22 protein-coding genes are annotated in these 22,692 nt (G+C 34.3%); 13 read left to right on the top strand and 9 right to left on the bottom strand.

All coding sequences use genetic code 11. The features are described 5' to 3' along the window. Positions 1-65: 65 nt before the first annotated feature. From ACFFGA_RS09160 to ACFFGA_RS09150, 3 genes are all read right to left on the bottom strand, one after another. The gene (locus ACFFGA_RS09160) at positions 66-473 is read right to left on the bottom strand and encodes a hypothetical protein (protein WP_386062831.1); all 408 of its coding nucleotides are present in this window, start codon (positions 471-473) and stop codon (positions 66-68) included. Between the two features lie 11 nt (positions 474-484). After that, on the bottom strand, positions 485-1,075 hold the full coding sequence (locus ACFFGA_RS09155) for an FMN-binding negative transcriptional regulator (RefSeq protein ID WP_386062829.1): 591 nt from the start codon (positions 1,073-1,075) through the stop codon (positions 485-487). 97 nt (positions 1,076-1,172) lie between these two features. Next, the gene (locus ACFFGA_RS09150) at positions 1,173-1,616 is read right to left on the bottom strand and encodes a DUF1569 domain-containing protein (RefSeq protein ID WP_386062826.1); all 444 of its coding nucleotides are present in this window, start codon (positions 1,614-1,616) and stop codon (positions 1,173-1,175) included. A 51-nt stretch (positions 1,617-1,667) separates the two neighbouring features. On the opposite strand from ACFFGA_RS09150, the gene radC reads away from it, so the two are divergent. The 4 genes from radC to ACFFGA_RS09130 are packed head-to-tail and all read left to right on the top strand — an operon-like array spanning position 1,668 to position 5,135. Next, on the top strand, positions 1,668-2,366 hold the full coding sequence (radC, locus tag ACFFGA_RS09145; RefSeq protein ID WP_386062823.1) for a RadC family protein: 699 nt from the start codon (positions 1,668-1,670) through the stop codon (positions 2,364-2,366). Continuing rightward, entirely contained in the window at positions 2,366-3,661 is a 1,296-nt protein-coding gene (locus ACFFGA_RS09140; protein ID WP_386062820.1) for a polysaccharide deacetylase family protein, read from the top strand. The genes radC and ACFFGA_RS09140 overlap by 1 nt, the downstream gene beginning before the upstream one ends. After that, the gene (locus ACFFGA_RS09135; protein ID WP_386062817.1) at positions 3,658-4,344 is read left to right on the top strand and encodes a YjjG family noncanonical pyrimidine nucleotidase; all 687 of its coding nucleotides are present in this window, start codon (positions 3,658-3,660) and stop codon (positions 4,342-4,344) included. The genes ACFFGA_RS09140 and ACFFGA_RS09135 overlap by 4 nt, the downstream gene beginning before the upstream one ends. A 14-nt stretch (positions 4,345-4,358) precedes the next feature. Next, complete coding sequence (locus tag ACFFGA_RS09130; RefSeq protein ID WP_386062814.1) at positions 4,359-5,135, top strand: hypothetical protein; 777 nt, start codon at positions 4,359-4,361, stop codon at positions 5,133-5,135. Here the strand turns inward: ACFFGA_RS09130 and ACFFGA_RS09125 are convergent. Continuing rightward, the gene (locus ACFFGA_RS09125) at positions 5,132-6,409 is read right to left on the bottom strand and encodes a replication-associated recombination protein A (protein WP_386062811.1); all 1,278 of its coding nucleotides are present in this window, start codon (positions 6,407-6,409) and stop codon (positions 5,132-5,134) included. The genes ACFFGA_RS09130 and ACFFGA_RS09125 overlap by 4 nt on opposite strands. A 118-nt stretch (positions 6,410-6,527) precedes the next feature. On the opposite strand from ACFFGA_RS09125, the gene ACFFGA_RS09120 reads away from it, so the two are divergent. Next, entirely contained in the window at positions 6,528-7,268 is a 741-nt protein-coding gene (locus ACFFGA_RS09120; protein ID WP_386062808.1) for a rhomboid family intramembrane serine protease, read from the top strand. 48 nt (positions 7,269-7,316) lie between these two features. On the opposite strand, the gene rlmB is transcribed toward ACFFGA_RS09120, so the two are convergent. The 5 genes from rlmB to ACFFGA_RS09095 form a co-directional block, all read right to left on the bottom strand. Beyond that, positions 7,317-8,051: a 23S rRNA (guanosine(2251)-2'-O)-methyltransferase RlmB gene (gene rlmB, locus ACFFGA_RS09115; RefSeq protein ID WP_386062805.1), complete on the bottom strand. Its 735-nt coding sequence runs from the start codon at positions 8,049-8,051 to the stop codon at positions 7,317-7,319. 153 nt (positions 8,052-8,204) lie between these two features. Beyond that, positions 8,205-9,845 carry a RagB/SusD family nutrient uptake outer membrane protein gene (locus tag ACFFGA_RS09110; RefSeq protein WP_386062802.1) on the bottom strand — a complete coding sequence of 547 codons (1,641 nt, stop codon included), beginning with the start codon at positions 9,843-9,845 and terminating at the stop codon, positions 8,205-8,207. Between the two features lie 11 nt (positions 9,846-9,856). Continuing rightward, positions 9,857-12,982, bottom strand: a complete 3,126-nt coding sequence (locus ACFFGA_RS09105) for a SusC/RagA family TonB-linked outer membrane protein (protein WP_386062800.1) — start codon at positions 12,980-12,982, stop codon at positions 9,857-9,859. Positions 12,983-13,254: 272 nt separating this feature from the next. Next, positions 13,255-14,886, bottom strand: coding sequence for an aryl-sulfate sulfotransferase (locus ACFFGA_RS09100; RefSeq protein ID WP_386062797.1), 1,632 nt, complete (start codon positions 14,884-14,886; stop codon positions 13,255-13,257). 51 nt (positions 14,887-14,937) lie between these two features. Next, positions 14,938-16,626: a POTRA domain-containing protein gene (locus ACFFGA_RS09095; protein WP_386062795.1), complete on the bottom strand. Its 1,689-nt coding sequence runs from the start codon at positions 16,624-16,626 to the stop codon at positions 14,938-14,940. 200 nt (positions 16,627-16,826) lie between these two features. Here ACFFGA_RS09095 and rpsL point away from each other — a divergent pair, with 200 nt between their 5' ends. The 8 genes from rpsL (at position 16,827) to rplB (ending at position 22,684) form a co-directional block, all read left to right on the top strand. After that, positions 16,827-17,201, top strand: coding sequence for a 30S ribosomal protein S12 (gene rpsL, locus ACFFGA_RS09090; RefSeq protein WP_008269190.1), 375 nt, complete (start codon positions 16,827-16,829; stop codon positions 17,199-17,201). A gap of 22 nt (positions 17,202-17,223) precedes the next feature. Next, complete coding sequence (rpsG, locus tag ACFFGA_RS09085; RefSeq protein WP_281141519.1) at positions 17,224-17,700, top strand: 30S ribosomal protein S7; 477 nt, start codon at positions 17,224-17,226, stop codon at positions 17,698-17,700. 5 nt (positions 17,701-17,705) lie between these two features. After that, positions 17,706-19,835, top strand: a complete 2,130-nt coding sequence (gene fusA / locus ACFFGA_RS09080; protein ID WP_386062791.1) for an elongation factor G — start codon at positions 17,706-17,708, stop codon at positions 19,833-19,835. A gap of 11 nt (positions 19,836-19,846) precedes the next feature. Continuing rightward, a complete protein-coding gene (gene rpsJ, locus ACFFGA_RS09075) occupies positions 19,847-20,152 on the top strand; it encodes a 30S ribosomal protein S10 (protein WP_007650482.1) in 306 nt (101 codons plus the stop codon). A 152-nt stretch (positions 20,153-20,304) separates the two neighbouring features. Next, entirely contained in the window at positions 20,305-20,922 is a 618-nt protein-coding gene (gene rplC / locus ACFFGA_RS09070; RefSeq protein ID WP_386062786.1) for a 50S ribosomal protein L3, read from the top strand. Continuing rightward, entirely contained in the window at positions 20,922-21,551 is a 630-nt protein-coding gene (gene rplD, locus ACFFGA_RS09065) for a 50S ribosomal protein L4 (RefSeq protein WP_386062784.1), read from the top strand. Before rplC ends, rplD begins: the two co-directional genes overlap by 1 nt. Positions 21,552-21,557: 6 nt before the next feature. Then, entirely contained in the window at positions 21,558-21,848 is a 291-nt protein-coding gene (gene rplW / locus ACFFGA_RS09060; RefSeq protein ID WP_386062781.1) for a 50S ribosomal protein L23, read from the top strand. A gap of 8 nt (positions 21,849-21,856) precedes the next feature. Then, entirely contained in the window at positions 21,857-22,684 is an 828-nt protein-coding gene (gene rplB / locus ACFFGA_RS09055; RefSeq protein WP_386062778.1) for a 50S ribosomal protein L2, read from the top strand. The last annotated feature ends 8 nt before the right edge of the window (positions 22,685-22,692 follow it).

The raw sequence follows: 22,692 nt of genomic DNA, 5'->3' as shown, positions 1-22,692 counted from the left end.
TTTAATTAAAAAAAAATCAGTGTATTAAGTTACGAATTTTGAAACTTGAGACTTCGTTTTTATAATTATTTAACACGTTTCAACGTAATTGAACTTTCTCCAAAATCAGTAGGTCTTATATCGTTAAAACTCATATTAAATGTCATGGCGTCTTCGTCAATGAATTCTGCGATACTTAGAACTGTTTTTGATTCTCCTGACAGTATTTTTGTAATCGTAAAATCAACTTCAATGGGATTGGTTTCGTAATTGATACTGTAGGTCATTTTTCCTTGTGTACCATTTATAAAAAATTCTTTTCCTCCCATGGTCTGTCCGCCTATTTCAAAAGTGGCATATCCTTCGTCATCAAAAATGATATAACCAATTTCACCTTTGTCTTCACCTATCCATTTACCAACAAAATCTTGTTTCTGGTCTGTGGAATTAAATAATAAAAACGGAATAATAAAAAATACTAATAAATGTTTCATGTGTTTTGAATTTAAAATACCTTATCTAAAAATTGTTTTATGTTTTCTTGATTTGCTCTAAGTAATTCCTCACGAGCTAACCTAATATCCTTTGGGTTTTTATCTTGTGAGAGTTTAAACTTCCCTTCCCAATGAGTTATAGAAATTTCGAACATTTCAATATAATTGAGATTAGCATCCAATCTTGGGTTATCTGGTTCTAAAACATAGTTGTGGTCTGGTGCTTCTAAAAATTCAGTCATAGTAATTAACGACTGCTTTAAAGCTATTTTGCTTTCAATGGCTTTTACCTTTCCTTTGAGGTGGACTTTAATGTAATTCCACGTTGGTAGCTGTGTTGTAGAATATATTGTAGGAGAAATATAGCACTGAGGTCCGCCAAATAAGATGGTGACATCGTTATTGTTTTTAAGTAATTCTGTTTGCGGATTGTAAATATCTATATGTCCTATAAGTTTTTCATCTTCATATACCAATGGTAAATGTGTTATTAGTGGAAGATTATCTTTTACAGAAATTACAGTCGCTAAAGGGTAGGTTTTTATGACTTCAATCATGTGATTGATGTCATTATCTTGGTGGTGTTTTGGAGGGTAGTTCATGTAAATGAATAATGATTATTTACTAATTTTTAATACTGAATTTTTATTAGTCATTTTTCAATTGAAATTAATCACTGGTAGCTGAGCGTATTCGAAGCTATACTCCAAATTGTCTAAAGTGATGATCTAAATGCTTGTATTGCATTTGTCCCCATTGTTGTTTCGTAAAATATCCAAATGCAGGATGCGGTTCCCACTCGGTTTTTTCTTTATACGAATAGGTCTCGTCAATTAAAGCTTTTAGAGTTGCTATTTCTGTATTAAAATCTTTGTTTTCTTTCGTTTTTAAGAACTTGGCCGTGGGTAATCCTTTACTCCATTTTTTATCATTATATAACGATTTTTTAAAGAAAACTTTAGCGAACCAATTAGGTTTCATGCCATAATCATTTTTTCCTAAAATAATATTAAAAGGTCCTTGGCAATGCCATGCCATTTGCCCAACATTCATTTTTCCCCAATTTGCCTGAGAGTTTTCGTTTAAGTTATTGAGGCGAGTTTTTATTTCGTTATAGGCTTTTTCTTCAAAAATTGATTTCATTTTATTTGTTTTTAATTGACGCTTAAATTTACAATTTTTTATCTTTAGAGCATGTCAGAAAAACCGACTTCATTCTCCATTAAAAATTGGTCGCAAGATGACCAACCAAGAGAAAAACTTAGGGACAAAGGAAAAGCTGTTTTAAGTGATGCAGAACTTGTGGCAATTCTTATTGGTTCTGGTAGTAGAGAAGAAAGCGCTGTTGATTTATGCAAGCGGATTTTAGCAAGTGTTGATCATAACCTTAATGCTTTAGGGAAATTGTCAATAAAACAGTTAATGGAATTTAAAGGCATTGGAGAAGCCAAAGCCATATCTATAGCTGCAGCTTTAGAATTGGGAAGGAGAAGACGCTTAGAAGATGGTATGCGATTAGAGAAGGTGACGTCGAGCCAATCTGTCTATAATGTTATGCAACCAATTTTAGGTGAGTTGCCACATGAAGAATTTTGGATTTTATACCTCAATAATTCAAATAAAATCATCCATAAAAGTCAACTGAGCAAAGGTGGAATTACAGGAACTTTGGTCGATGTGCGTTTGGTGTTAAAAACAGCATTAGAAGCTGGTGCCACAGCTTTAATTTTGTGCCATAACCATCCGTCTGGTACGTTAATACCTAGTAAAGCAGACAAAGACATTACCCAAAAACTAAAAACAGCTGCAGAAAGTTTGGATATTAAAGTTTTAGACCACCTTATTATAACTGAGAAAGCGTATTTTAGTTTCGCAGATGAAGATATATTATAATGCTACTAGTTTACACGCATAAAATTACACCAAGAATTACCTACACGTTTAAGCATATTTGTAAACGTATATTGGGTATAGATGTATCTTTTACGTCTAAAGTTGAAGATTTTATTGCGCACGATAGCCTTAAGATGTCTTATACCAAGCAACCCTTAAGTAACGAGCTATTTGTAAGGAGTAATGAGTTGCTGTTTGAGCAAGGTCTATCGGATTTGGACATCAGTGTTCAGCAGTGGGATAATACTAAAGGTTTTTTTGCTGCAGGTGAACGAAGTGATTTGCCTTACGATATTTTTGCGGCATCTTTCTATTTATTGAGTCGGTACGAAGAATATATGCCGCATGTAAAGGATGAGTTTGGCAGATTTATGGCAAAGGAAAGCTTAGCGTATAACCATCGATTTTTAAACCAACCTGTTGTAGATATATGGGCATATAAGCTTAGAGAAGTGTTGCTAGAACGTTTTCCAGATTTTGAGTTTCCAGAACGGCAATACAAAATACAACCTGTCATCGATGTTCCAATGGCATTCTTTTTTAGGAAAAAAGGTATATTACGTACAATAGGTGGTACGTTTAATGATATAGGACGTTTAAAATTAAAACAATTATATCAACGTTATTTGGTGTTAATGGGTTTTAAACGCGACCCTTATGATACGTTTAAATGGATTATTACTAAACAGAAACAAAGTGATTTTAAGTTTATGGTTTTGTTTTTAATTGGCGATTATTCAACCTACGATAAAAACATCAATACCAATAAAAAAGAGTTTGTATCACTTATAAAATCTATTGCAGATTATTGTAATGTGGGTATTAAAGTGTCTTATTTTGCTTTGGAGGATATTGCTATTCTCAAAAAAGAAAAACAAAAAATGGAGGCCATAATTAATACCGATTTAAAAGCAGTAAGACATTCGTTTTCTAAATTAAACTTACCACAATCTTACAGAAATTTGGTAGAGCTAGAAATAAACCAAGACTTTACAATGGGTTATATTGATACACTTGGTTTTAGAGCTGGTACATGTACGCCATTTCAGTTTTACGATTTAGATTATGAGGTGCAAACACCATTGCAAATAAACCCTTATCACTGTTTAGATTTTGCATTGCTGAAATACCAATCAGAGCTAGATAAAAAAGAACATTTGCAAAAACTTATAGATGAAGTAAAGGCTGTTAATGGTACATTTACTGCAATATTTCATAACTACACTTTTAGTAATTTAAGCCGTTGGGAAAGTTATAGATCTCTGTTTAATTTAATATTAGAATCAGCGGAATGAAGCAAAGTATAAAACATGTATTTTTTGATTTAGACCATACACTGTGGGATTTTGACAAGAATTCTATGCTAACATTCGATAAGATTTTTAAATTAAATACTATTGATATTAACCTAAAGGAATTTATTGATGTCTATGAACCCATAAATCTAAAGTATTGGAAACTTTATCGAGAGGAACGCGTAACAAAATCTGATTTACGATATGGGAGGCTAAATGACGCTTTTAATGCTTTGGGAGTCTCTATTGAAGATGCTATGATAAATCATTTGTCGGTAGCATATATAGAGCATTTAACAACATTTAACCATCTTTTTGATGGCACTTTTGAAATTCTTGATTATCTTAAAAGCAAGTATCAATTGCATATCATTACTAACGGGTTTGAAGAAGCACAAGAACGAAAAATGGCAAACTCTAAAATAAGAGATTATTTTAAGACCATTACAAATTCTGAAATGGTTGGAGTAAAGAAACCTAACCCAAAGATTTTTAAATTTGCTTTAAATTTGGCAAATGCCAGTGCAAATGAAAGTGTTATGATTGGAGATAGCATTGAAGCAGATATTGAAGGCGCAGTTAATTTAGGAATGGATGTTATTCATTTCGACTATAAAAACAATAACAGTAATCATAACTATAAAAGGGTAATTGCCCTAAATGAAATTGTAAATCATCTTTAAAAAATAGTATCAAAATGTTAAAAAAAATAGCACTACTTTCTATAATTGGCTTAATGGGTTTTTATGGATTAGCACAACATGAATTAAATAACTATAAGTACATAATTGTTTCGGATGAGTTTGAATGTCAGAAAAGTCCCGGTCAATATAAATTAAATGAGTTAACAGCATTCTTGTTTAATAAATATGGCTATAAAGCTTTTGTGTTAGGAAAGGATTTGCCAGCAGATTTAGCACAGAATAAATGTATGGCGCTCACGGCAGATGTATCAAATGATAAAAGTGGTCTTTTTAAAACAAAGCTAGAGATAGAACTTAAAGATTGCTTTGGTAAAATAATAATGACATCTGAAGTAGGCGAATCTCGGTTAAAAGATTTCGAAAGAGCTTATCAAGAAGCCTTAAGAAATGCTTTTGTAACTTTTATTGAAGCAGAATATAAATATGTTGAAACTGAAGCCATAGCCGAAAAAACCACAAAAGTTGAAGAGACAAAAAAGCCATCAGAAGCGTCAATGACAAAGGTTGATACTAAGAAAGAAGAAAAAGAAACAAAGCCAACTGCAACCGTTAGTAGTGAATCATTTTATTACGCACAAACCATTAAAAATGGCTATCAATTAGTAGATTCAGAGCCTAAAATAGTAATGGTTCTATTAACTACTGCAGCCAATGATGTCTTTATTGTTAAAGATAAAAATGCAATAGTTTATAAAGAAGATGGATTTTGGTATTATTCTGAAAATAATGGTAAAGTGTCAAATAAGAAACAGCTTAATATAAAGTTTTAGTAACCATATTTTTCTTTCCATAGTGCTTTTAAATAATTGCGTTGTGCTTGCTCTCTTGCATTATTTCCAGGGTCATACAATTTGGTATTAGCAATTTCCTGTGGCATAAATTCGTGCTCAGCAAAATTGTTGTGATAACTGTGCGCATATTTATAATCATCACCATATCCGAGTTCTCTCATCAACTTTGTTGGTGCGTTTCTAATAGATAAAGGCACAGATAAATCTCCAGTTTCTTTAACTAACTGTTGAGCTTTATTTATAGCTTCGTAAGCCGCATTACTTTTTGGTGAACTTGCTAAATATGTTGCGCATTGGCTGAGAATAATACGAGACTCAGGATTGCCAATTACAGATACAGCCTGAAAGGTGTTATTAGCAATAACCAAAGCCGTTGGGTTAGCATTACCAATATCTTCACTCGCTAGTATTAGTAATCGTCTAGCAATAAATTTTACATCTTCACCACCTTCAATCATACGAGCCAAATAATACACAGCTGCATTTGGGTCGCTACCGCGAATCGATTTTATAAAAGCCGAAATAATATCATAATGTTGCTCACCAGTTTTATCATAGCGAGCCGCTTTGCTTTGCACTTGTTTAGTCACAAGGTCATTGGTGATAACAATAGTTTTTTGGTCAGATGATGTCACCAGTAACTCAAAAATGTTCAATAATTTTCTGGCATCTCCTCCCGAAAATCTTAGTAAAGCTTCGGTTTCTTTTAATTCAATATTTAATTTTGAGATAATATCATCTCGTTGCATAGCACGTTTTAATAACGCTTCTAAGTCTTCTTTATTAAACGCATTTAAAGTATAAACTTGGCAACGTGAAAGTAATGCTGAAATGACTTCAAAACTTGGGTTTTCGGTTGTGGCACCAATTAAAGTTACCCAACCCTTTTCAACAGCTTCTAGAAGTGAGTCTTGTTGCGACTTACTAAACCGATGAATCTCATCAATAAATAAGATGGGATTTTTAGCCGTAAATAAACCGCCACTTTTTTTGGCTTTGTCTATAACTTCTCTAATATCTTTTACACCAGAGTTAATGGCGCTAAGTTTAAAAAATGGACGTTCAGATTCATTGGCAATAACATTAGCCAAAGTCGTTTTGCCAATGCCAGGTGGTCCCCAAAGAATTAATGACGGAATAATACCACTTTTTATTTGTTGGTATAGCATACCGTTTTTACCCACTAAATGTTGTTGGCTCAAATAATCGTCTAAACGTTGTGGTCTCAGTCTTTCGGCTAATGGAGTATTCATGGTTTAAAATTACAAAATGCCATTTAAAATTAAGTTGATTTTTACAAACACTTATGACAATATTTCATACATAGCCATTTTGGTTATAAATTTGAAGAGGTAGTTCTAAAATATGCAGATGTCATCTCAACAATTTAAATACTCTACAAGTGTTGTTCTATATCCAATACTAATTTTGTTTTTGGTGTGGTTGGTGTTTTGGTACCAAGTACGTGTGGATTATGGGATAAAATCTTTTGGTATTAGACCGCAAAAGTTAGAAGGGCTTTTAGGGATTTTTACAAGTCCATTTTTGCATGGAGATATCAGTCATTTGTATAACAACTCTATACCGCTCTTTGTACTGTCTTTAGCATTATTTTATTTCTATAAAAAAATTGCTTGGAAAGTTATATTATATGGTGTGTTTTTATCAGGTTTTTTAACTTGGTTAATTGCCAGCAATGGAAACCACATAGGTGCAAGTGGATTAATCTACGTTTTAGTAAGTTTTATATTTTTTAAAGGAATTTTTGCAAAGCATTATAGACTTATAGCTTTATCGCTCATGGTTATATTTCTTTATGGAAGTATGATTTGGTATGTGTTTCCGATAAAAGATGGCATGTCGTGGGAAGGTCATTTAAGTGGGTTAATCACAGGATTGGTTTTTGCTTTAATTTTTAGAAAACAAGTTGCAAAACCGGAGCGTTATAAATGGGAACAACCAGACTATAATGAAGATGATGACCCTTTTATGCGTCATTTTGATGAGAATGGAAACTTTATAGAAGTTTTACCTGAAGACGAACTCGAAGGCGAAGCCGAAATGGACAAGACTTTGGAAATAAAATATATCTTCAAGAAAAAGAAAAAGTAATTTGGTTGGTATTTTCCCCTTTGGGGAAATGTCCGTAGGACAAAGGGCTTAACTGCGCTGTCTCACGGCTTCATACAAAAATGCACCACAAGCCACAGAAACATTAAGTGATTCTATCTCTCCTAAAATAGGAAGTTTAGCCTGAGCGTCCACTACTTTTAAAACCGAAGGATTAATGCCTTTGCCTTCAGAACCCATAATAATAGCACAAGGTTCTTTAAAAGATACATCATAGATATAGTCATCAGCTTTTTCGGTAGCTGCTATAACTTTTATTCCAGAAGATTGCATATGAAAAACGGCATCCTTGATGTGATCAACTTTGCAAATTGGAATTTTAAAAATAGCTCCGGCACTTGTCTTAATAGTATCTCCATTAATAGGAGCACCACCTTTTTTCTGGATTATAATTCCGGTAACTCCAGTACATTCTGCAGTACGTACAATAGCTCCAAAATTCCTAACATCACTCAGTTGGTCTAAAAGTAAAAAGAGTGGTGTTTTTCCAGACTCAATAACTTGCATTACTAAATCATCAATATTATGAAATTCTATTGGCGAAATTTGAGCTACAGCACCTTGGTGGTTACCTCTTGTTAGTCGATTTAGCTTTTCTATAGGGACGTAAGACGAGTTTATACTTTCAGACCTTAATAAGTGTTCTAACTCTTGAAAAAGCTCGCCCTTAAGACCTTTTTGCATAAAAACTTTATCAATAGTCTTGCCAGATTTAATCGCTTCAATTATAGCTCTAATACCAAAAATGGTTGTTTCGTTTTTCATCTGGCAAAGATAAATAAAGAAATCTACACCTAGTGATATTTATTACTAATTGAAATTATATGTTTATTATAAAAAAAAGAATCTCCAATGATAGTTACTATCATTGGAGATTACATAAAAGTAGCAGTAGACTAACTACTAAATAAATACAAATTAATTTTGGTCACCTGGACCTATATTTGGGTTGGCATTAATTTCAGCCTGAGGAATCTTAAAAATCCAATCGTCATTAACAGATGGTCTTTCTACAACAAAAGCATCTTGGTATAATACTGCTGCTGCGCCAGAACCACCATCAGCACCATGATCAATTCCTTCATCCCAACGAATTTTATCTGTATATCCAAAGCCTTCTCCCCATAATTCTACACCACGTTGAAACTTAATATGATCCATTAATGCTGCTTGGCTATTGAAAATAGTAACATCATATGCACTATCACGTTCGTTTCCTAGAGGTGCTAGAGCAGCTTGAGCTCCAGGTATATCATTCATCATGGCTTTAGCCTCAGCTTCAATTAAATACATTTCAGAAGAACGCATATATATAATGTCATCTGGATCTGTAGTGCCAGGATTTTTTTGTAACATTTTTACATGCATATATGGATGCGTGTTATGGCCTGATGTCATACCATACTGACTCTTTATAGCAGCTTCTGCAGCATCAAATTCTTCCTCAGTAGTGTATAATGGATTAGTGTTATTGTCCCAGCCACCTTCACCATTTGATGCTGATGCATTAGTGTTTGGAGCATCTATTAAAAATACATCCTTTCTATAATCGGTATCAGGAATGGCGTCAACCAATCTTCTATCTGCAATTTTTGGGTTACTTCTATTTTGACTTCCATTGAATGTATTACACATTAGGTAGAAGTAAGAACGAAAAAAAGTAGTTTCTGTTGAAATTACATTGCTACCCCAAATTACTTCAGGTAAATCGTTGGTGTTAAACCCAGATTTCCAATCTGCTTCATTCATTAATGGAAAACCTTGTCGGGCAGCAACAGCCGCAGTAGCCGCAGTTTGCCAATCACCCATAGATAGTGCCCAACGTGCTTTAACACCATAAGCCACATTAATATTTAATTGAGACTTAGTTTCTGGACCTCCAGTTGGTCTTGGTGCTGCATTTTGAAAAGCGGCTATAGCTGCATTTACATCTAAACCTATTTGGTCATATACATCTTGAACGGTACCTCTTGGGCCAGTAGATTGTGCATTTAAATTTACTGGAACACCTGGGTCTGTAGATGGATTACCTATCAAATAGCCTTTGCTATAGTGTTGAACCAATGATAACAATGCCCATGCTCTATAAGTATAGGCTTGACCTTTAATAGCAAGTAAGTTTGGTGTTTCTGTTAAATCACCTTGATTAATTCTGTCAATAATTAGGTTTGCATGTAGAATGATATTATAGCGATGATACCATAATATTTCGTTTGTTAATGAAGTTTCCAAGGTATGGTCATTCCATTGCATGGTATCTCTCCAACCTAAATTATTTGCGTCTGCTGAATGGATTAATCCGCCCGCTATCGCATCTCCCATAGGTACCCAATAGTGATCACCTGCTCTTGCTGAATCTCCTCCAGGTAAAATGGTTTGAGATTGTGAATAGAGTCCGCGGTGAATTCCATTTAGTACATTTTGCATACTAGCCTCATCTGCTAAAGCCACAGCAGGTGTTACAGAGTCTGTAGGGACTGTTTCTAAAAAATCTTCTTTACAAGATGTCATCGCAAAAATGAGTAATGCTAATGACAAAGTTTTTATTCTAATTTTCATAATTTATTTTTTTAAAATCCAACATTAAGACCAAATGAAAAAATTCTGGCTGGGTTAAAATCGTTACCAGAAGGTGTTCCAGCTATATTGTATTGCGGATCAAGCCCTTTTCTTTTAGTTTTTAAATACAAATTCTCTCCAGTTATTGAAATTCTTAAATTGTCCAAACCTAATGGTTCTGTAATTTTTTCGTTAAATGAGTAACCCAAACTAATGTTTCTTAAAGACCAAAATGACGCATCAGTTAAAAACCTATCTGATTGTGTTTGCACTAAAGTTTGATCGCCTATTTCAAGTCTAGGAACGTCAGTAATATCTCCTGGTTCTCTCCATGCATCTAGGATGTCAGGATGCTGCGAACGACCATAGCTACTGCTAACCATCATGCTAGCATAAGCATTGTCTAAAATTTTTCCTCCTACTCCATAAGTAATTAAAAAGTCTAATGAAAAACCCTTGTAACTAATACTATTGGAAATAGAGCCCAGTAAGTCAGGTATTGAAGAGTCTCCTGTGTAAGCACGTTGTGTGTCTTGCCAGTCATTAGTCGTTTCATGGTTACCGTCACCATCTAAAACTGGTACGCTATCACCGTTGTCATTATCCTCGTAAACATAATATAGTTGATCTCCTGTATCAGGATCAACTCCAGCAGTTCTGTATAGGAAGAAATCAAAACGAGAACGACCTTCTTCCCAACGCTTAGAGCCATTTATAAATGGTTCTGGAATAAACGTGATTTCATTTTTGAGTGTGGATGCTTGTAATGTAAGATCCCATTTAAAATCATTGGTGTTAAAAATATGAGTTGTTAAACTAATTTCCCATCCTGAGTTATACATGTCACCTATATTATTTGGCTGAACATTAATACCTACACTTGGTGCAATTGGTAAATCGTATAATAAATCAGTTGAGTTTCTTTTATAATATTCTATAGAACCATCAAGTATGTTGTTGAATAGGCTAAACTCTAGTGCTACATCAAAATTTTCAATGGTCTCCCAAACTAAATTGTCGTTACCTAAGTCTGACAAAATATATGCTGGAGCGGTTGCGTTTGAAGTAATTCCAAATCTTGCTTGATATAAATAGAAATCAAATAAATTGTCATTTCCTACTTCACCCCAAGATCCTCTAAGTTTTAAACGATTTACAAAAGATACATTATCCATAAAACTCTCTTTGTCTATGTTCCACGCAGCACCAACAGAATAAAACGTACCCCATCTTGAATCTGAACTAAAAACAGAAGTACCATCTCGTCTAACAGAACCGCTCAAGTAATACTTGTTGTCAAAATTATAATTCAACCTAGAAAAATAACTTTCAATTCGCTTGTCTGTAATGATACCTCCAAGAGACACAGGATTTGAGAAGTTGTCAAATACGTCTAGACCAGCAACAGTCTCAATAGTCCCCAAAGCATCAAAATCAGAGTAGTTTCTGTCAAAACTTTCATGTCCTAAGGTAACATCTACGTTGTGGTTTCCAAAACTATTCGTGTAAGTCAAGATTTGGTTAAAGTTTTCAACCTGTCTTCTAAAACGGGTTTCACTAAACCTTCCATCAGGCTGAGCATCACCAATAATGGCGTTCTCATATTCTTTTTCCAGCCCTTCATTAATATCTCTTCCGTAAGTTACTCGTAAGTTAAGACCTTCTATAATTTTTATATCAGTATAAAATCTAAATCCATAGGTATTGTCTAAATCACTTTCTTTATTAAGAAGAAGTTCTTGCAGTGCATGACGTCCTTGATTACGAGGTCTGGTACCGATGTTATATTCTGAATAGCCCTCACCATTATCAAAAATTGGATTGCCAAAAGCATCTCTAACAAGGTTTCCTTGCTGATCATTAACGTATACAGGATATATTGGTCCCATTGCTTGTGCAAAGCCAAACGGATTAACAACACTTGTAGTACCTGCAGAACTAGGGCCTCTTGCTTCGGTTAGTGTAATGTTTGCGCTACCTCCAATCTTAATACTTTTACTTACATCAAAATCTGCATTTAAACGAGAGGTTAAACGATTAAAATCTGAAGTAACAACATAACCCTCTTCATCTAAGTATGAAGCAGAAAAGAATATTTTGTGATTATCACCACCTCCAGAGACATTGATATTGAAATTTTGTCTATAACCAGTTTGCTCCATAAAATCAAACCAATCTAATGTTTTATAGACTACCTGAGCATTCGGATTCAATCTGCCATCAACACCAACGATTTGGTCGTTAGGTACATTAAAAGGATTATACCCTAATTGACTGTAAATATTAGCAGATGCATATGCTGGATCACCACCTGCGGCAGATGTATTTCTAAGTGCTTCCCACATGATTTCATAATATTCACCAGGAGACACTGTGTCATATGCAGGTATTCCTCTTGTTACAAAACCTGATTGTGTAGAGGCATTTACCTTAATGGCGCCTTTTTCTCCACTTTTAGTTGTAATTATAACTACTCCATTTGCAGCACGCGATCCATAAAGAGATGTAGATGCTGCATCTTTAAGTATAGTGAAGGAGGCAATGTCTTCTTGGTTTATAGTATTTAATGAACCTTCATACTGAACACCGTCAACAATAAAGAGTGGATCAGAACTACCATTGAGTGTACCAACACCTCTAATTACGATGCTTGGTGACGAGCCTGGTTGTCCATTTGTAGAAGTAAATTGTACTCCTGTTGCTTTACCCTCAATGGCGGCAATTGCTGAAGTTACATTTCTGTTTAAAAGTTCTTTAGAACCGACAACGCTGGCTGAACCCGTAAACGCTTCTTTAGTAGTTGTTCCATAGGCTACAACTATGACTTCATCTAAAGCTGCAGTGTCATCTTCCATTACAATATTAATGGTGTTAGAATCGCCAACTGTAATTTCTTGAGTTTTTAACCCTAAATAGCTAAACACAATTACTTGACCCACGTTGGCATTAATGGAAAATTTACCGTCAAAGTCAGTTTGTGTACCTTGTGTTGTTCCTTTTATTATAATATTCACGCCAGGAAGTGGAAGGCCTGAATTATCAGATACAACACCCGATATTGTTTTTTGTTGTGCAAATGTAAATTGCACAATTAATGCTAAAAAAAGTGTTAAAAACACCTTGAACTTTGTTTTCATACTTTATTGATTTTAAGTTAGTCTTTAATGCATTTATTTGTTAATGCATTGTTAAATTTAATGATAAATTTAAATAGAAAGTGTTAAAATTTCGCTTAAAGCAAAGTAAAACACTTAATAAATTATGAATAAGTTATTGTGGAATATGGGATTGTAAAGTTTGAACGTGTATTTTGTTTGGATATTTTTACTGAAAAAATATTTATATGTGGTAATGAAATTGGAGCTTCTTTCTTAAAGGTTTCAATGAAAATAAAATATTTGAATAGTAGTTACCTTTTAATTACTTTTTTGCTAATTGTATTTGAATTAGAGTAAATTCTCAGAAAGTAAATGCCATCTAGTTGTGTTGATAAATCTACAACCTTAGTATTTGATTGTCCAACTTTACTTCCCAAAATATTATAGACTTCAATTTTATCTATGATTTTATCAGTACGTATTCTAACTGTATTTTTTGTAGGGTTTGGATAAACAATTAATTGGTTTCTTTTAAATTCAGGATTACTTAAGTTATAACATTCTGTTAAGTTTGGATTTAACTCTATAGGTTCTCCGGGTGAAACATCTTTACCATTGAAGGCAGCATAATTTGTACCATACTTTATACCTCTAAATGTGGTATTGGCAAAATTAGATGGGTCGTCTCCTTGAATTTTAATATTTCCATTGTTAGAATTGATAGGGTTAATATATTCCCAAACTATACTTTCACTTGGCGTGATTTCAAAAATTCTACCATTAATACCTTCACAAATTAAAGTATTTCCATTTGGTAAACGTTGCGCACTACTTAAGATTCCTGAGAAAAAATTAGTTGGATTAACAGGGTTGGAGTAAATGTAATCTGGGTTTAAAGGTCCGTATGCCGAATCTGGAGTATATGAATAGACTCCACGGCTATCAGTCTCTGGATTTAATACATAAACTTCAGAAAATAAAGGACTCCTTCCATTGCCATTATTGAAAAGCATTATCTTATTTTCATCTGCTAAACCAGGTTCTATAACATAGGCGTAGTGTTGTCCGTAAAGTTTTCGGTCAGATTCAGTACCTTGTTTGTAAGCTTGAGGATTTCCCCAACGGTACAAAAAGTCACCACCTTTTCCATATAAACCACCAGAACTTGTGGCTGCTTCTGCAGTTGTTGTGGAATGATCTATGATATAAATCTCGCTTAAGTTTCTTGAACTTATTACAATTTGATTTAAAACAGGATTAAAGTTAATGGAATTGAAATGAAGCCAGTTTGAACTGCCTGAGCCTCCATTTAAAAAATTAATATCCAATTTACCTGGGTTTAAACTCACATCTTGAAAATTACTTTTCGTAGCATCGAAATCTTGCACTACATGGTCAATTATATTCCATTCCCAAACAACCGTAGCATTATTAAACCCATCAGGAGTTACTTCAACAATCTGTTCATTGTATAGGTCAGTTTCTGATAATAGGTCTGGGTTTCGTCCAAGTTCTATAGCTTCAGCATTGGTTACAATTGTAGCAGCAAGTATGAGTACATTTCCATTTGGCATGGGATAAATATCATGGTGTTGCCTCATTGTCGGTGTATCATAAAAATATTGCCAAGTTAGATTGCCATTCCAATTAAAAATCTCTATTACACCACCTTGACCTCCAAATGTAATATCACTGCTTGCTGTTCTGCCAGCACGTAATAAACTTCCATTTTCTAATAGGTAAACGGCATTGCCTGGAGGAAAATTACTAGTCCATTGGTTGATGACTTCTCCACAATTATTAATTAAATAAGTTTCTGTGGAAACTGTAAATAGCGTGTAGCCTTCGTAGACTCCTTCAGAAATTTGAGTTGTTCCAATTGTATTCTGAGAAAAAGTAAAGTTAAATGCAAGTAATAGTGTAAAAAGTAAATTTTTAATCATAACGGTATTCTTTTCATAGCTTTACAAAGTTACCGTATTAATTGCCTTATACTAAAAAGTAGCTGTTAAACTTACATGAACCTTAGAATCTGACAGCTTAAATTGTCGATTTTCAGATTTTCCACTTGAGTAGTTTAAGCGGAATAGACCTGCATTAGTAAGCAATCCCAATCCAAACCCAAAACCAAAAAGTTTTTCTTTAGCATTGGTAATTTGATTTTCAAAATAGGCAGCATCAAAAACCGAATGTACATAGATGCTGCTGCTCAGTCGATAACGATATTCGGTATTAATAACTCCATAAAGATTGGCCACTAAACTGTTTTCTTCAAACCCTCGAATTGAATTTATGCCACCAAACCGAAAGAGTTCGTTGTCAAGGTAATTGTCTGATGTTAGGATGGCTCCGTTAAATCTGGTATAAAAGCTATTTTTAATATTAAGATTGAAAATTTTGTATGTATCTAAATTAAAAATAGTTTGGCTCTCTTTGCCAAAATCATTTTCTCTATTTCCCAAGCCAGATGACAATTCAAACCAAAAGTTTATTGGGAACAAAGGGTCATAAAATTGAGGTTTTGTATAATTATAATTTAAGGTGTAGTAGTTAGACTTGTAATCATTTAGGGTAGCTGTGTCATTATCTAACAGGTTTGTAGAATTGGTTGAAGAAATTCCGGCGCCTACACTATGCTGTGCGTTTATTTGGTAATTGATTTTAGCATATTGTTTTGCATTTAAAAATGTAGAATCTTTTCTAAAAATATTAAGTCCTAACTGCAAACCTACTGGTGATGCAAATAAATAGGGTAAGTTAGCATCGACTCTAAAAGTTTGTTGATCAATTTCATCACTTTTATAGAATAAGTTAAGGGTTTCCCCATAATTTAAATTATTGATGAGTCTTAAGTCTAAATAGCCATCAAATTCAATTTTATTGGTGTTTTCATTTGTGCCAAAGCCTAAGAAACCATCAAAATTATTTGTACGTACTTTTTCTATATATAAATATAGAGTAGTGGAATCTTGAGTAAATAACACTTCTGGATCTCGAATATTGCTAGCAAAGCGTAAATCTTCTAATAATTCAACCTTTTCTTTAATAGCATTTAAGTTAAAGGATTTTCCAGGTTTTAATTTCAAAAACCTTTTAATATAAGATTGAGGGAATTTTTCATAACCCTTCACAATAATCTTATCGATTTGCCTTTTTTGATTTGTTACAATTTTTAAATCAGCTAAAATTAAATTAGAGTTTAACTTAGTTAGATTAATTAATTGTAATGTAGAAAATGGATCGCCTTGTTCAGCAATCTTAGAGTTTAGTTCATTTAATGAAGCTTCAAGCTGAGATATATCTAATTCAAAAAAATCATTTCCTTTGGTGTGATTGATAAAATTTAATAATTCCGTATTAAAGTTAGAATCGTAATTAATTTGTATTCTATTGATTTTAGTGCCTAAAAAAAGTTGTGCTCTAAAGAGTGTGTCGTTATGTTTGGTTATACTGTCTAGAGTAGTATCAATATAACCCAATCTTGTTAGCTTGGCTTTTAGGGTGTTTAGCTCTGTTTCAAGATTTAGATAATTATCAAAGGTGGTTTCGTATCCAACAGAATCAATAGCAGCGGTTTTATTTTCGTTTTCGCCAATTACTTCAAGATTCAATATCTGAGCACTAGTTTGATTTGTATAAATCAATGCTAAAACTATGAAAATGAAACAACGGAATTTAAACATTTATTGGTAAGTCTTGATTCTTGGATATAATCGTCTTGATTCTTTTTTATTAACGTAAAAATAGACCATTATATATATGTATAAAATGAATTGTAATATTTCTTTAAAAAATAAATTCCCAAGTGTTTGAATTATAAATATATATTTCTACCTTTGCAGCCCTCAAAAGTGAGGGTTAATAAAATTTTATATAGAAATATATGCCAACAATTTCACAATTAGTACGAAAAGGAAGAGCCAAAATAACCAAGAAGAGTAAATCGGCTGCTTTAGATTCGTGTCCTCAAAGACGTGGTGTATGTACTCGTGTTTATACAACGACACCTAAAAAACCTAACTCAGCAATGCGTAAGGTAGCAAGGGTTCGTTTAACAAACGGAAACGAAGTAAATGCATACATCGGTGGAGAAGGTCACAACCTACAAGAGCACTCGATAGTATTGGTTAGAGGTGGAAGGGTAAAAGATTTGCCAGGTGTTAGATATCACATCGTTCGTGGTGCATTAGATACAGCAGGTGTTGCTGGTCGCACGCAACGTAGATCTAAGTATGGTGCAAAACGCCCTAAAAAGTAATTTAAAACTTTAAGAAGAAGACATGAGAAAAAGAGCAGCAAAAAAGAGACCGCTTTTACCAGATCCAAGATTTAACGATCAGTTAGTAACACGTTTTGTTAACATGATGATGTGGGATGGTAAGAAGTCTGTGGCTTTTAAAGTATTCTACGATGCAATTGATATTGTTGAGGAGAAAAAGAATGATGACGAAAAAACAGCTTTAGAAATTTGGAAAGAAGCTTTATCTAATGTGATGCCTCACGTAGAAGTACGTAGTCGTCGTGTTGGTGGTGCTACATTTCAAATACCAATGCAAATTCGTCCAGACCGTAAAGTTTCTACAGCGATGAAGTGGTTAATTGGCTACGCACGTAAAAGAAACGAAAAATCTATGGCACAACGTTTAGCTGCAGAAGTATTAGCTGCTGCTAAAGAAGAAGGTGCAGCTGTTAAGAAAAGAGTTGATACTCATAAAATGGCTGAAGCAAACAAAGCATTCTCACACTTTAGATTTTAATTAGAATGGCACAAAGAGATTTAAAATATACAAGAAATATAGGTATTGCTGCACATATTGATGCAGGTAAAACAACTACGACAGAGCGTATCCTTTATTATACAGGTGTATCTCACAAAATAGGTGAAGTACATGATGGTGCGGCTACTATGGACTGGATGGAACAAGAGCAGGAAAGAGGTATTACAATTACTTCTGCTGCTACAACTTGTACATGGAATTTTCCATTAGAAAACGGTCAGCCAACGGATGAAACAAAAGGATACCACTTTAATATTATCGATACTCCTGGTCACGTTGACTTTACGGTTGAGGTTAACCGTTCATTACGTGTATTGGATGGTTTAGTATTCTTATTTAGTGCAGTTGATGGTGTTGAGCCACAATCTGAAACTAACTGGAGATTAGCTGATAACTATAAAGTTCCTAGAATTGGTTTCGTAAACAAGATGGACCGTCAAGGTTCTAACTTTATGGCAGTTTGTCAACAAGTTAAGGACATGTTAGGGTCTAACGCTGTGCCAATTGTAATGAATATTGGTGACGAAATCGATTTTAAAGGTATCGTTGACTTAGTGAAAAACCGTGCTATTGTTTGGCACGATGAAACTCAAGGGTCTACTTTTGATGTTATTGATATTCCTGAAGAATTAAAGGCAGAAGCTGCGGAATTAAGAGGTAAACTTATTGAAGAGGTTGCTGCTTATGATGAGAATCTGTTAGAAAAATATATGGAGGATGAAGACTCTATCACAGAAGATGAAGTGCACGCTGCACTTAGAGCTGCTGTAATGGATATGTCTATTATTCCAATGATTTGTGGGTCAGCCTTCAAAAACAAAGGTGTACAGTTCTTACTAGATGCTGTTTGTCGTTACTTGCCTTCTCCAGTGGATAAGGAAGGTATTGTAGGTGTTAATCCAGATACTGAGAAAGAAGAAATTCGTAAGCCAGATGTAAAGGAGCCTTTTGCTGCATTAGCATTTAAGATTGCTACAGATCCATTCGTAGGTCGTTTAGCTTTCTTTAGAGCGTATTCTGGTCGTTTGGATGCTGGTTCTTATATCTTGAACAACCGTTCAGGTAAGAAAGAGCGTATCTCTCGTATTTATCAAATGCATTCTAATAAACAAAACGCTATCGATTTTATCGAGGCTGGTGATATTGGAGCTGCTGTAGGATTTAAAGACATTAAGACTGGTGATACTATGTCTGATGAAAAACATCCTATCGTTTTAGAATCTATGGACTTCCCAGATCCAGTAATTGGTATCGCGGTTGAACCTAAGACTAAAGCTGACGTTGATAAATTAGGTATGGCTTTAGGTAAGTTAGCTGAAGAAGATCCAACATTTACTGTTAGAACAGATGAAGCTTCAGGTCAGACTATTATTTCTGGTATGGGCGAGCTTCACTTAGATATTATTGTTGATCGTTTAAAGCGTGAGTTCAAAGTTGAGGTTAACCAAGGTCAACCACAGGTAGAATACAAAGAAGCTATTACGCAACGTGCAGAACACAGAGAGGTTTATAAGAAACAATCTGGTGGACGTGGTAAATTCGCAGACATTGTATTTACACTTGAGCCAGCAGAAGAAGGTAAAGTAGGTTTAGAATTCGTTTCTGAAATTAAAGGTGGTAACGTTCCTAAGGAATTTATCCCTTCAATTGAAAAAGGATTTAGAATGGCAATGCAAAACGGTCCTCTTGCAGGATATGAGGTAGATGCTATGAAAGTTACTTTAACTGATGGGTCTTACCACGATGTGGATTCAGATCAACTTTCTTTCGAATTAGCTGCTAAGTTAGGATTCAAAAATTCTGCTAAAGCTGCTAAAGCGGTAATTATGGAGCCAATTATGAAATTGGAAGTAATTACACCAGAAGAAAACATGGGTGATATTGTTGGTGATTTAAATAGAAGAAGAGGTCAAGTAAGTGACATGGGAGATAGAGCTGGTGCAAAAACTGTAAAAGCTACTGTTCCATTATCTGAAATGTTTGGTTATGTAACTACTTTAAGAACTTTATCTTCAGGTAGAGCAACATCAACAATGGAATTCTCACACTATGCAGAAACACCTTCTAACATATCAGAAGAAGTAATAAAAGCTGCTAAAGGCGTTGAATCGTAAATCTTAAGAAAATGAGTCAAAAAATCAGAATAAAATTAAAGTCTTACGATCACAATTTAGTAGACAAATCTGCTGATAAGATTGTAAAAACAGTAAAAAGTACAGGTGCTGTAGTAACGGGTCCAATTCCATTACCAACACACAAGAAGATTTTCACTGTGTTACGTTCACCACACGTAAATAAGAAGTCAAGAGAACAATTTCAATTAAGCTCTTATAAGAGATTATTAGATATTTATTCTTCATCTTCTAAGACAATTGATGCTTTAATGAAGCTTGAATTACCAAGTGGAGTTGAAGTTGAGATTAAAGTGTAATTATAAAACTTCGGTCGCTTAGCGAAGTCGAAGTGAACATGTCCTAAGCTGCGAGCGAGGGAAAGACGGTAAAAAATACAATTCAAGGCTGAAACGTATTTTTCAGCCTTGAATTTTAAATAACAAATAGTAATAATTAATAAATAATAAATATGTCTGGGTTAATTGGAAAAAAAATCGGTATGACCAGCATTTTCGATGAAAATGGAAAGAACATTCCATGTACAGTAATCGAAGCTGGACCATGTATCGTTACCCAAGTCAGAACTGAAGAAGTGGATGGTTATTCTGCCCTTCAATTAGGTTTCGATGACGCGACAGAAAAAAGCGCTACTAAAGCAGACTTAGGTCATGCTAAAAAAGCGGGTACTTCTGTAAAACGCAAAGTTGTTGAATTCAAAGGTTTTGGTGAGGAGTACAAGTTAGGTGATGCAATCACAGTAGAGCAATTTACAGAAGGAGAATTTGTGGATATCGCAGGTACTTCTAAAGGTAAAGGTTTTCAAGGTGTTGTAAAACGCCATGGATTTGGTGGTGTAGGTCAAGCAACGCATGGTCAACACAACCGTTTAAGAGCTCCTGGTTCTATTGGTGCAGCTTCTTATCCTGCGAGAGTATTCAAAGGAATGAAGATGGCCGGAAGAATGGGTGGTGATACAGTAAAAGTTCAAAATTTAAGAGTTTACAAAGTAGTTCCAGAAAAGAACTTACTAGTGGTAAAAGGATGTGTTCCTGGTCACAAGAATTCTTATGTAATTATTGAGAAGTAATGAAGGTAGCAGTTTTAGATATAAACGGAAAAGACACTGGTAGAAAAGCTGAGCTTTCTAAAGAAGTGTTCGCTATAGAGCCTAATAATCATGCAGTCTATTTAGATGTTAAGCAATACTTAGCAAATCAAAGACAAGGTACGCATAAGGCTAAAGAAAGAGCAGAAATTGCTGGAAGTACACGTAAGATTAAAAAACAAAAAGGAACTGGTACTGCACGTGCAGGTTCTATTAAGTCTGGTGTATTTAAAGGTGGTGGTCGTATGTTTGGTCCTAGACCAAGAAATTACGGTTTTAAATTAAATAAAAACGTAAAGCGATTAGCACGTAAATCTGCATTAAGTATTAAGGCAAATGATAAGTCAATTTTAGTAATGGAGGACTTCAATTTTGATACTCCAAAAACTAAAAACTTTGTCAATGTTTTAAAGGCTTTAGAGGTTGAAAACAAAAAATCTCTTATTGTGTTGGGTGGGTCAAATAATAATGTATATTTGTCATCACGCAATTTTAAAGGGTCTGAAGTTGTAACTACTTCAGAATTAAGCACTTATAAAATAATGAATGCTAATAAAGTTATTCTTTTAGAAGGTGCATTAGAAGGAATTGAATCGAATTTAAGTAAATAGAAACAGATGAGTATCTTAATAAAACCTATAATCACAGAAAAGGCAACCATGCAAAGTGAGTTGTTAAATGCATATGCATTTGAAGTGAATACAAAGGCGAACAAGGTAGAAATCAAAAAAGCGGTTGAAGCTGCTTATGGAGTTTCTGTAGCTAAAGTTCGTACTATAAATGTCCGTCCAGATAGAAAGACCAAGTTTACAAAAACTGGTATTCAACATGGTAAAACAAATGCTGTTAAAAAAGCAATTGTACAACTGGCGGAAGGTGAAACAATAGATTTATACGCTAACATGTAATTAGACTTATGTCAGTAAGAAAATTAAAACCGATCACATCAGCTCAGCGATTTAGAGTAGTAAATGGATTTGACGCCATAACTACTGATAAGCCGGAGAAAAGCTTGCTTGCTCCGAAAAAAAGATCTGGTGGTAGAAACAGTCAAGGAAAAATGACCATGCGCCATATGGGTGGAGGTCATAAGAAAAGGTATCGTATTATCGATTTCAAACGTAACAAACCAGGAATTCCTGCAGAAGTTAAGTCAATTGAATACGATCCAAACAGAACTGCATTTATTGCTTTATTGAACTACCAAGATGGTGAAAAACGTTACGTTATCGCTCAAAATGGTTTACAAGTAGGGCAAAATATAGTGTCTGGTGAAACAGGTATCGCTCCAGAAATTGGAAATGCAATGCCGCTTAGTGAAATACCTTTAGGTACTATTATCTCATGTATAGAGTTACGTCCAGGTCAAGGTGCTGTTATGGCACGTAGCGCTGGTGCATTTGCTCAGTTAATGGCAAGAGATGGTAAGTTTGCTACAGTTAAATTACCATCTGGTGAAACTAGAATGGTGTTAGCAACGTGTATGGCTACAATTGGTGTTGTTTCTAATTCAGATCATCAATTACTTGTATCTGGTAAAGCAGGTAGAAGTAGATGGTTAGGAAGACGTCCAAGAGTAAGACCAGTAGTTATGAACCCAGTAGATCATCCAATGGGTGGTGGTGAAGGTAAATCTTCAGGTGGTCATCCAAGATCTAGAAACGGTATTCCTGCTAAAGGTTATAGAACACGTTCTAAGACTAAAGCGAGTAATAAGTACATTGTAGAACGTAGAAAGAAATAATTAAGATA

Origin of the sequence: Winogradskyella pulchriflava, from assembly GCF_042434315.1 — a bacterium.
Taxonomy (GTDB): domain Bacteria; phylum Bacteroidota; class Bacteroidia; order Flavobacteriales; family Flavobacteriaceae; genus Winogradskyella; species Winogradskyella pulchriflava.
The sequence above is the reverse complement of the archived record's forward strand: the minus strand, read 5'-3'. Positions and strand labels throughout refer to the sequence as shown.

Excerpts from the sequence above, each read along its gene's own strand:
- ACFFGA_RS09160 (WP_386062831.1), bottom strand. The coding sequence starts at position 473 with ATGAAACATTTATTAGTATTTTTTATTATTCCGTTTTTATTATTTAAT.
- ACFFGA_RS09155 (WP_386062829.1), bottom strand. The coding sequence starts at position 1,075 with ATGAACTACCCTCCAAAACACCACCAAGATAATGACATCAATCACATG.
- ACFFGA_RS09150 (WP_386062826.1), bottom strand. The coding sequence starts at position 1,616 with ATGAAATCAATTTTTGAAGAAAAAGCCTATAACGAAATAAAAACTCGC.
- radC (WP_386062823.1), top strand. The coding sequence starts at position 1,668 with ATGTCAGAAAAACCGACTTCATTCTCCATTAAAAATTGGTCGCAAGAT.
- ACFFGA_RS09140 (WP_386062820.1), top strand. The coding sequence starts at position 2,366 with ATGCTACTAGTTTACACGCATAAAATTACACCAAGAATTACCTACACG.
- ACFFGA_RS09135 (WP_386062817.1), top strand. The coding sequence starts at position 3,658 with ATGAAGCAAAGTATAAAACATGTATTTTTTGATTTAGACCATACACTG.
- ACFFGA_RS09130 (WP_386062814.1), top strand. The coding sequence starts at position 4,359 with ATGTTAAAAAAAATAGCACTACTTTCTATAATTGGCTTAATGGGTTTT.
- ACFFGA_RS09125 (WP_386062811.1), bottom strand. The coding sequence starts at position 6,409 with ATGAATACTCCATTAGCCGAAAGACTGAGACCACAACGTTTAGACGAT.
- ACFFGA_RS09120 (WP_386062808.1), top strand. The coding sequence starts at position 6,528 with ATGTCATCTCAACAATTTAAATACTCTACAAGTGTTGTTCTATATCCA.
- rlmB (WP_386062805.1), bottom strand. The coding sequence starts at position 8,051 with ATGAAAAACGAAACAACCATTTTTGGTATTAGAGCTATAATTGAAGCG.
- ACFFGA_RS09110 (WP_386062802.1), bottom strand. The coding sequence starts at position 9,845 with ATGAAAATTAGAATAAAAACTTTGTCATTAGCATTACTCATTTTTGCG.
- ACFFGA_RS09105 (WP_386062800.1), bottom strand. The coding sequence starts at position 12,982 with ATGAAAACAAAGTTCAAGGTGTTTTTAACACTTTTTTTAGCATTAATT.
- ACFFGA_RS09100 (WP_386062797.1), bottom strand. The coding sequence starts at position 14,886 with ATGATTAAAAATTTACTTTTTACACTATTACTTGCATTTAACTTTACT.
- ACFFGA_RS09095 (WP_386062795.1), bottom strand. The coding sequence starts at position 16,626 with ATGTTTAAATTCCGTTGTTTCATTTTCATAGTTTTAGCATTGATTTAT.
- rpsL (WP_008269190.1), top strand. The coding sequence starts at position 16,827 with ATGCCAACAATTTCACAATTAGTACGAAAAGGAAGAGCCAAAATAACC.
- rpsG (WP_281141519.1), top strand. The coding sequence starts at position 17,224 with ATGAGAAAAAGAGCAGCAAAAAAGAGACCGCTTTTACCAGATCCAAGA.
- fusA (WP_386062791.1), top strand. The coding sequence starts at position 17,706 with ATGGCACAAAGAGATTTAAAATATACAAGAAATATAGGTATTGCTGCA.
- rpsJ (WP_007650482.1), top strand. The coding sequence starts at position 19,847 with ATGAGTCAAAAAATCAGAATAAAATTAAAGTCTTACGATCACAATTTA.
- rplC (WP_386062786.1), top strand. The coding sequence starts at position 20,305 with ATGTCTGGGTTAATTGGAAAAAAAATCGGTATGACCAGCATTTTCGAT.
- rplD (WP_386062784.1), top strand. The coding sequence starts at position 20,922 with ATGAAGGTAGCAGTTTTAGATATAAACGGAAAAGACACTGGTAGAAAA.
- rplW (WP_386062781.1), top strand. The coding sequence starts at position 21,558 with ATGAGTATCTTAATAAAACCTATAATCACAGAAAAGGCAACCATGCAA.
- rplB (WP_386062778.1), top strand. The coding sequence starts at position 21,857 with ATGTCAGTAAGAAAATTAAAACCGATCACATCAGCTCAGCGATTTAGA.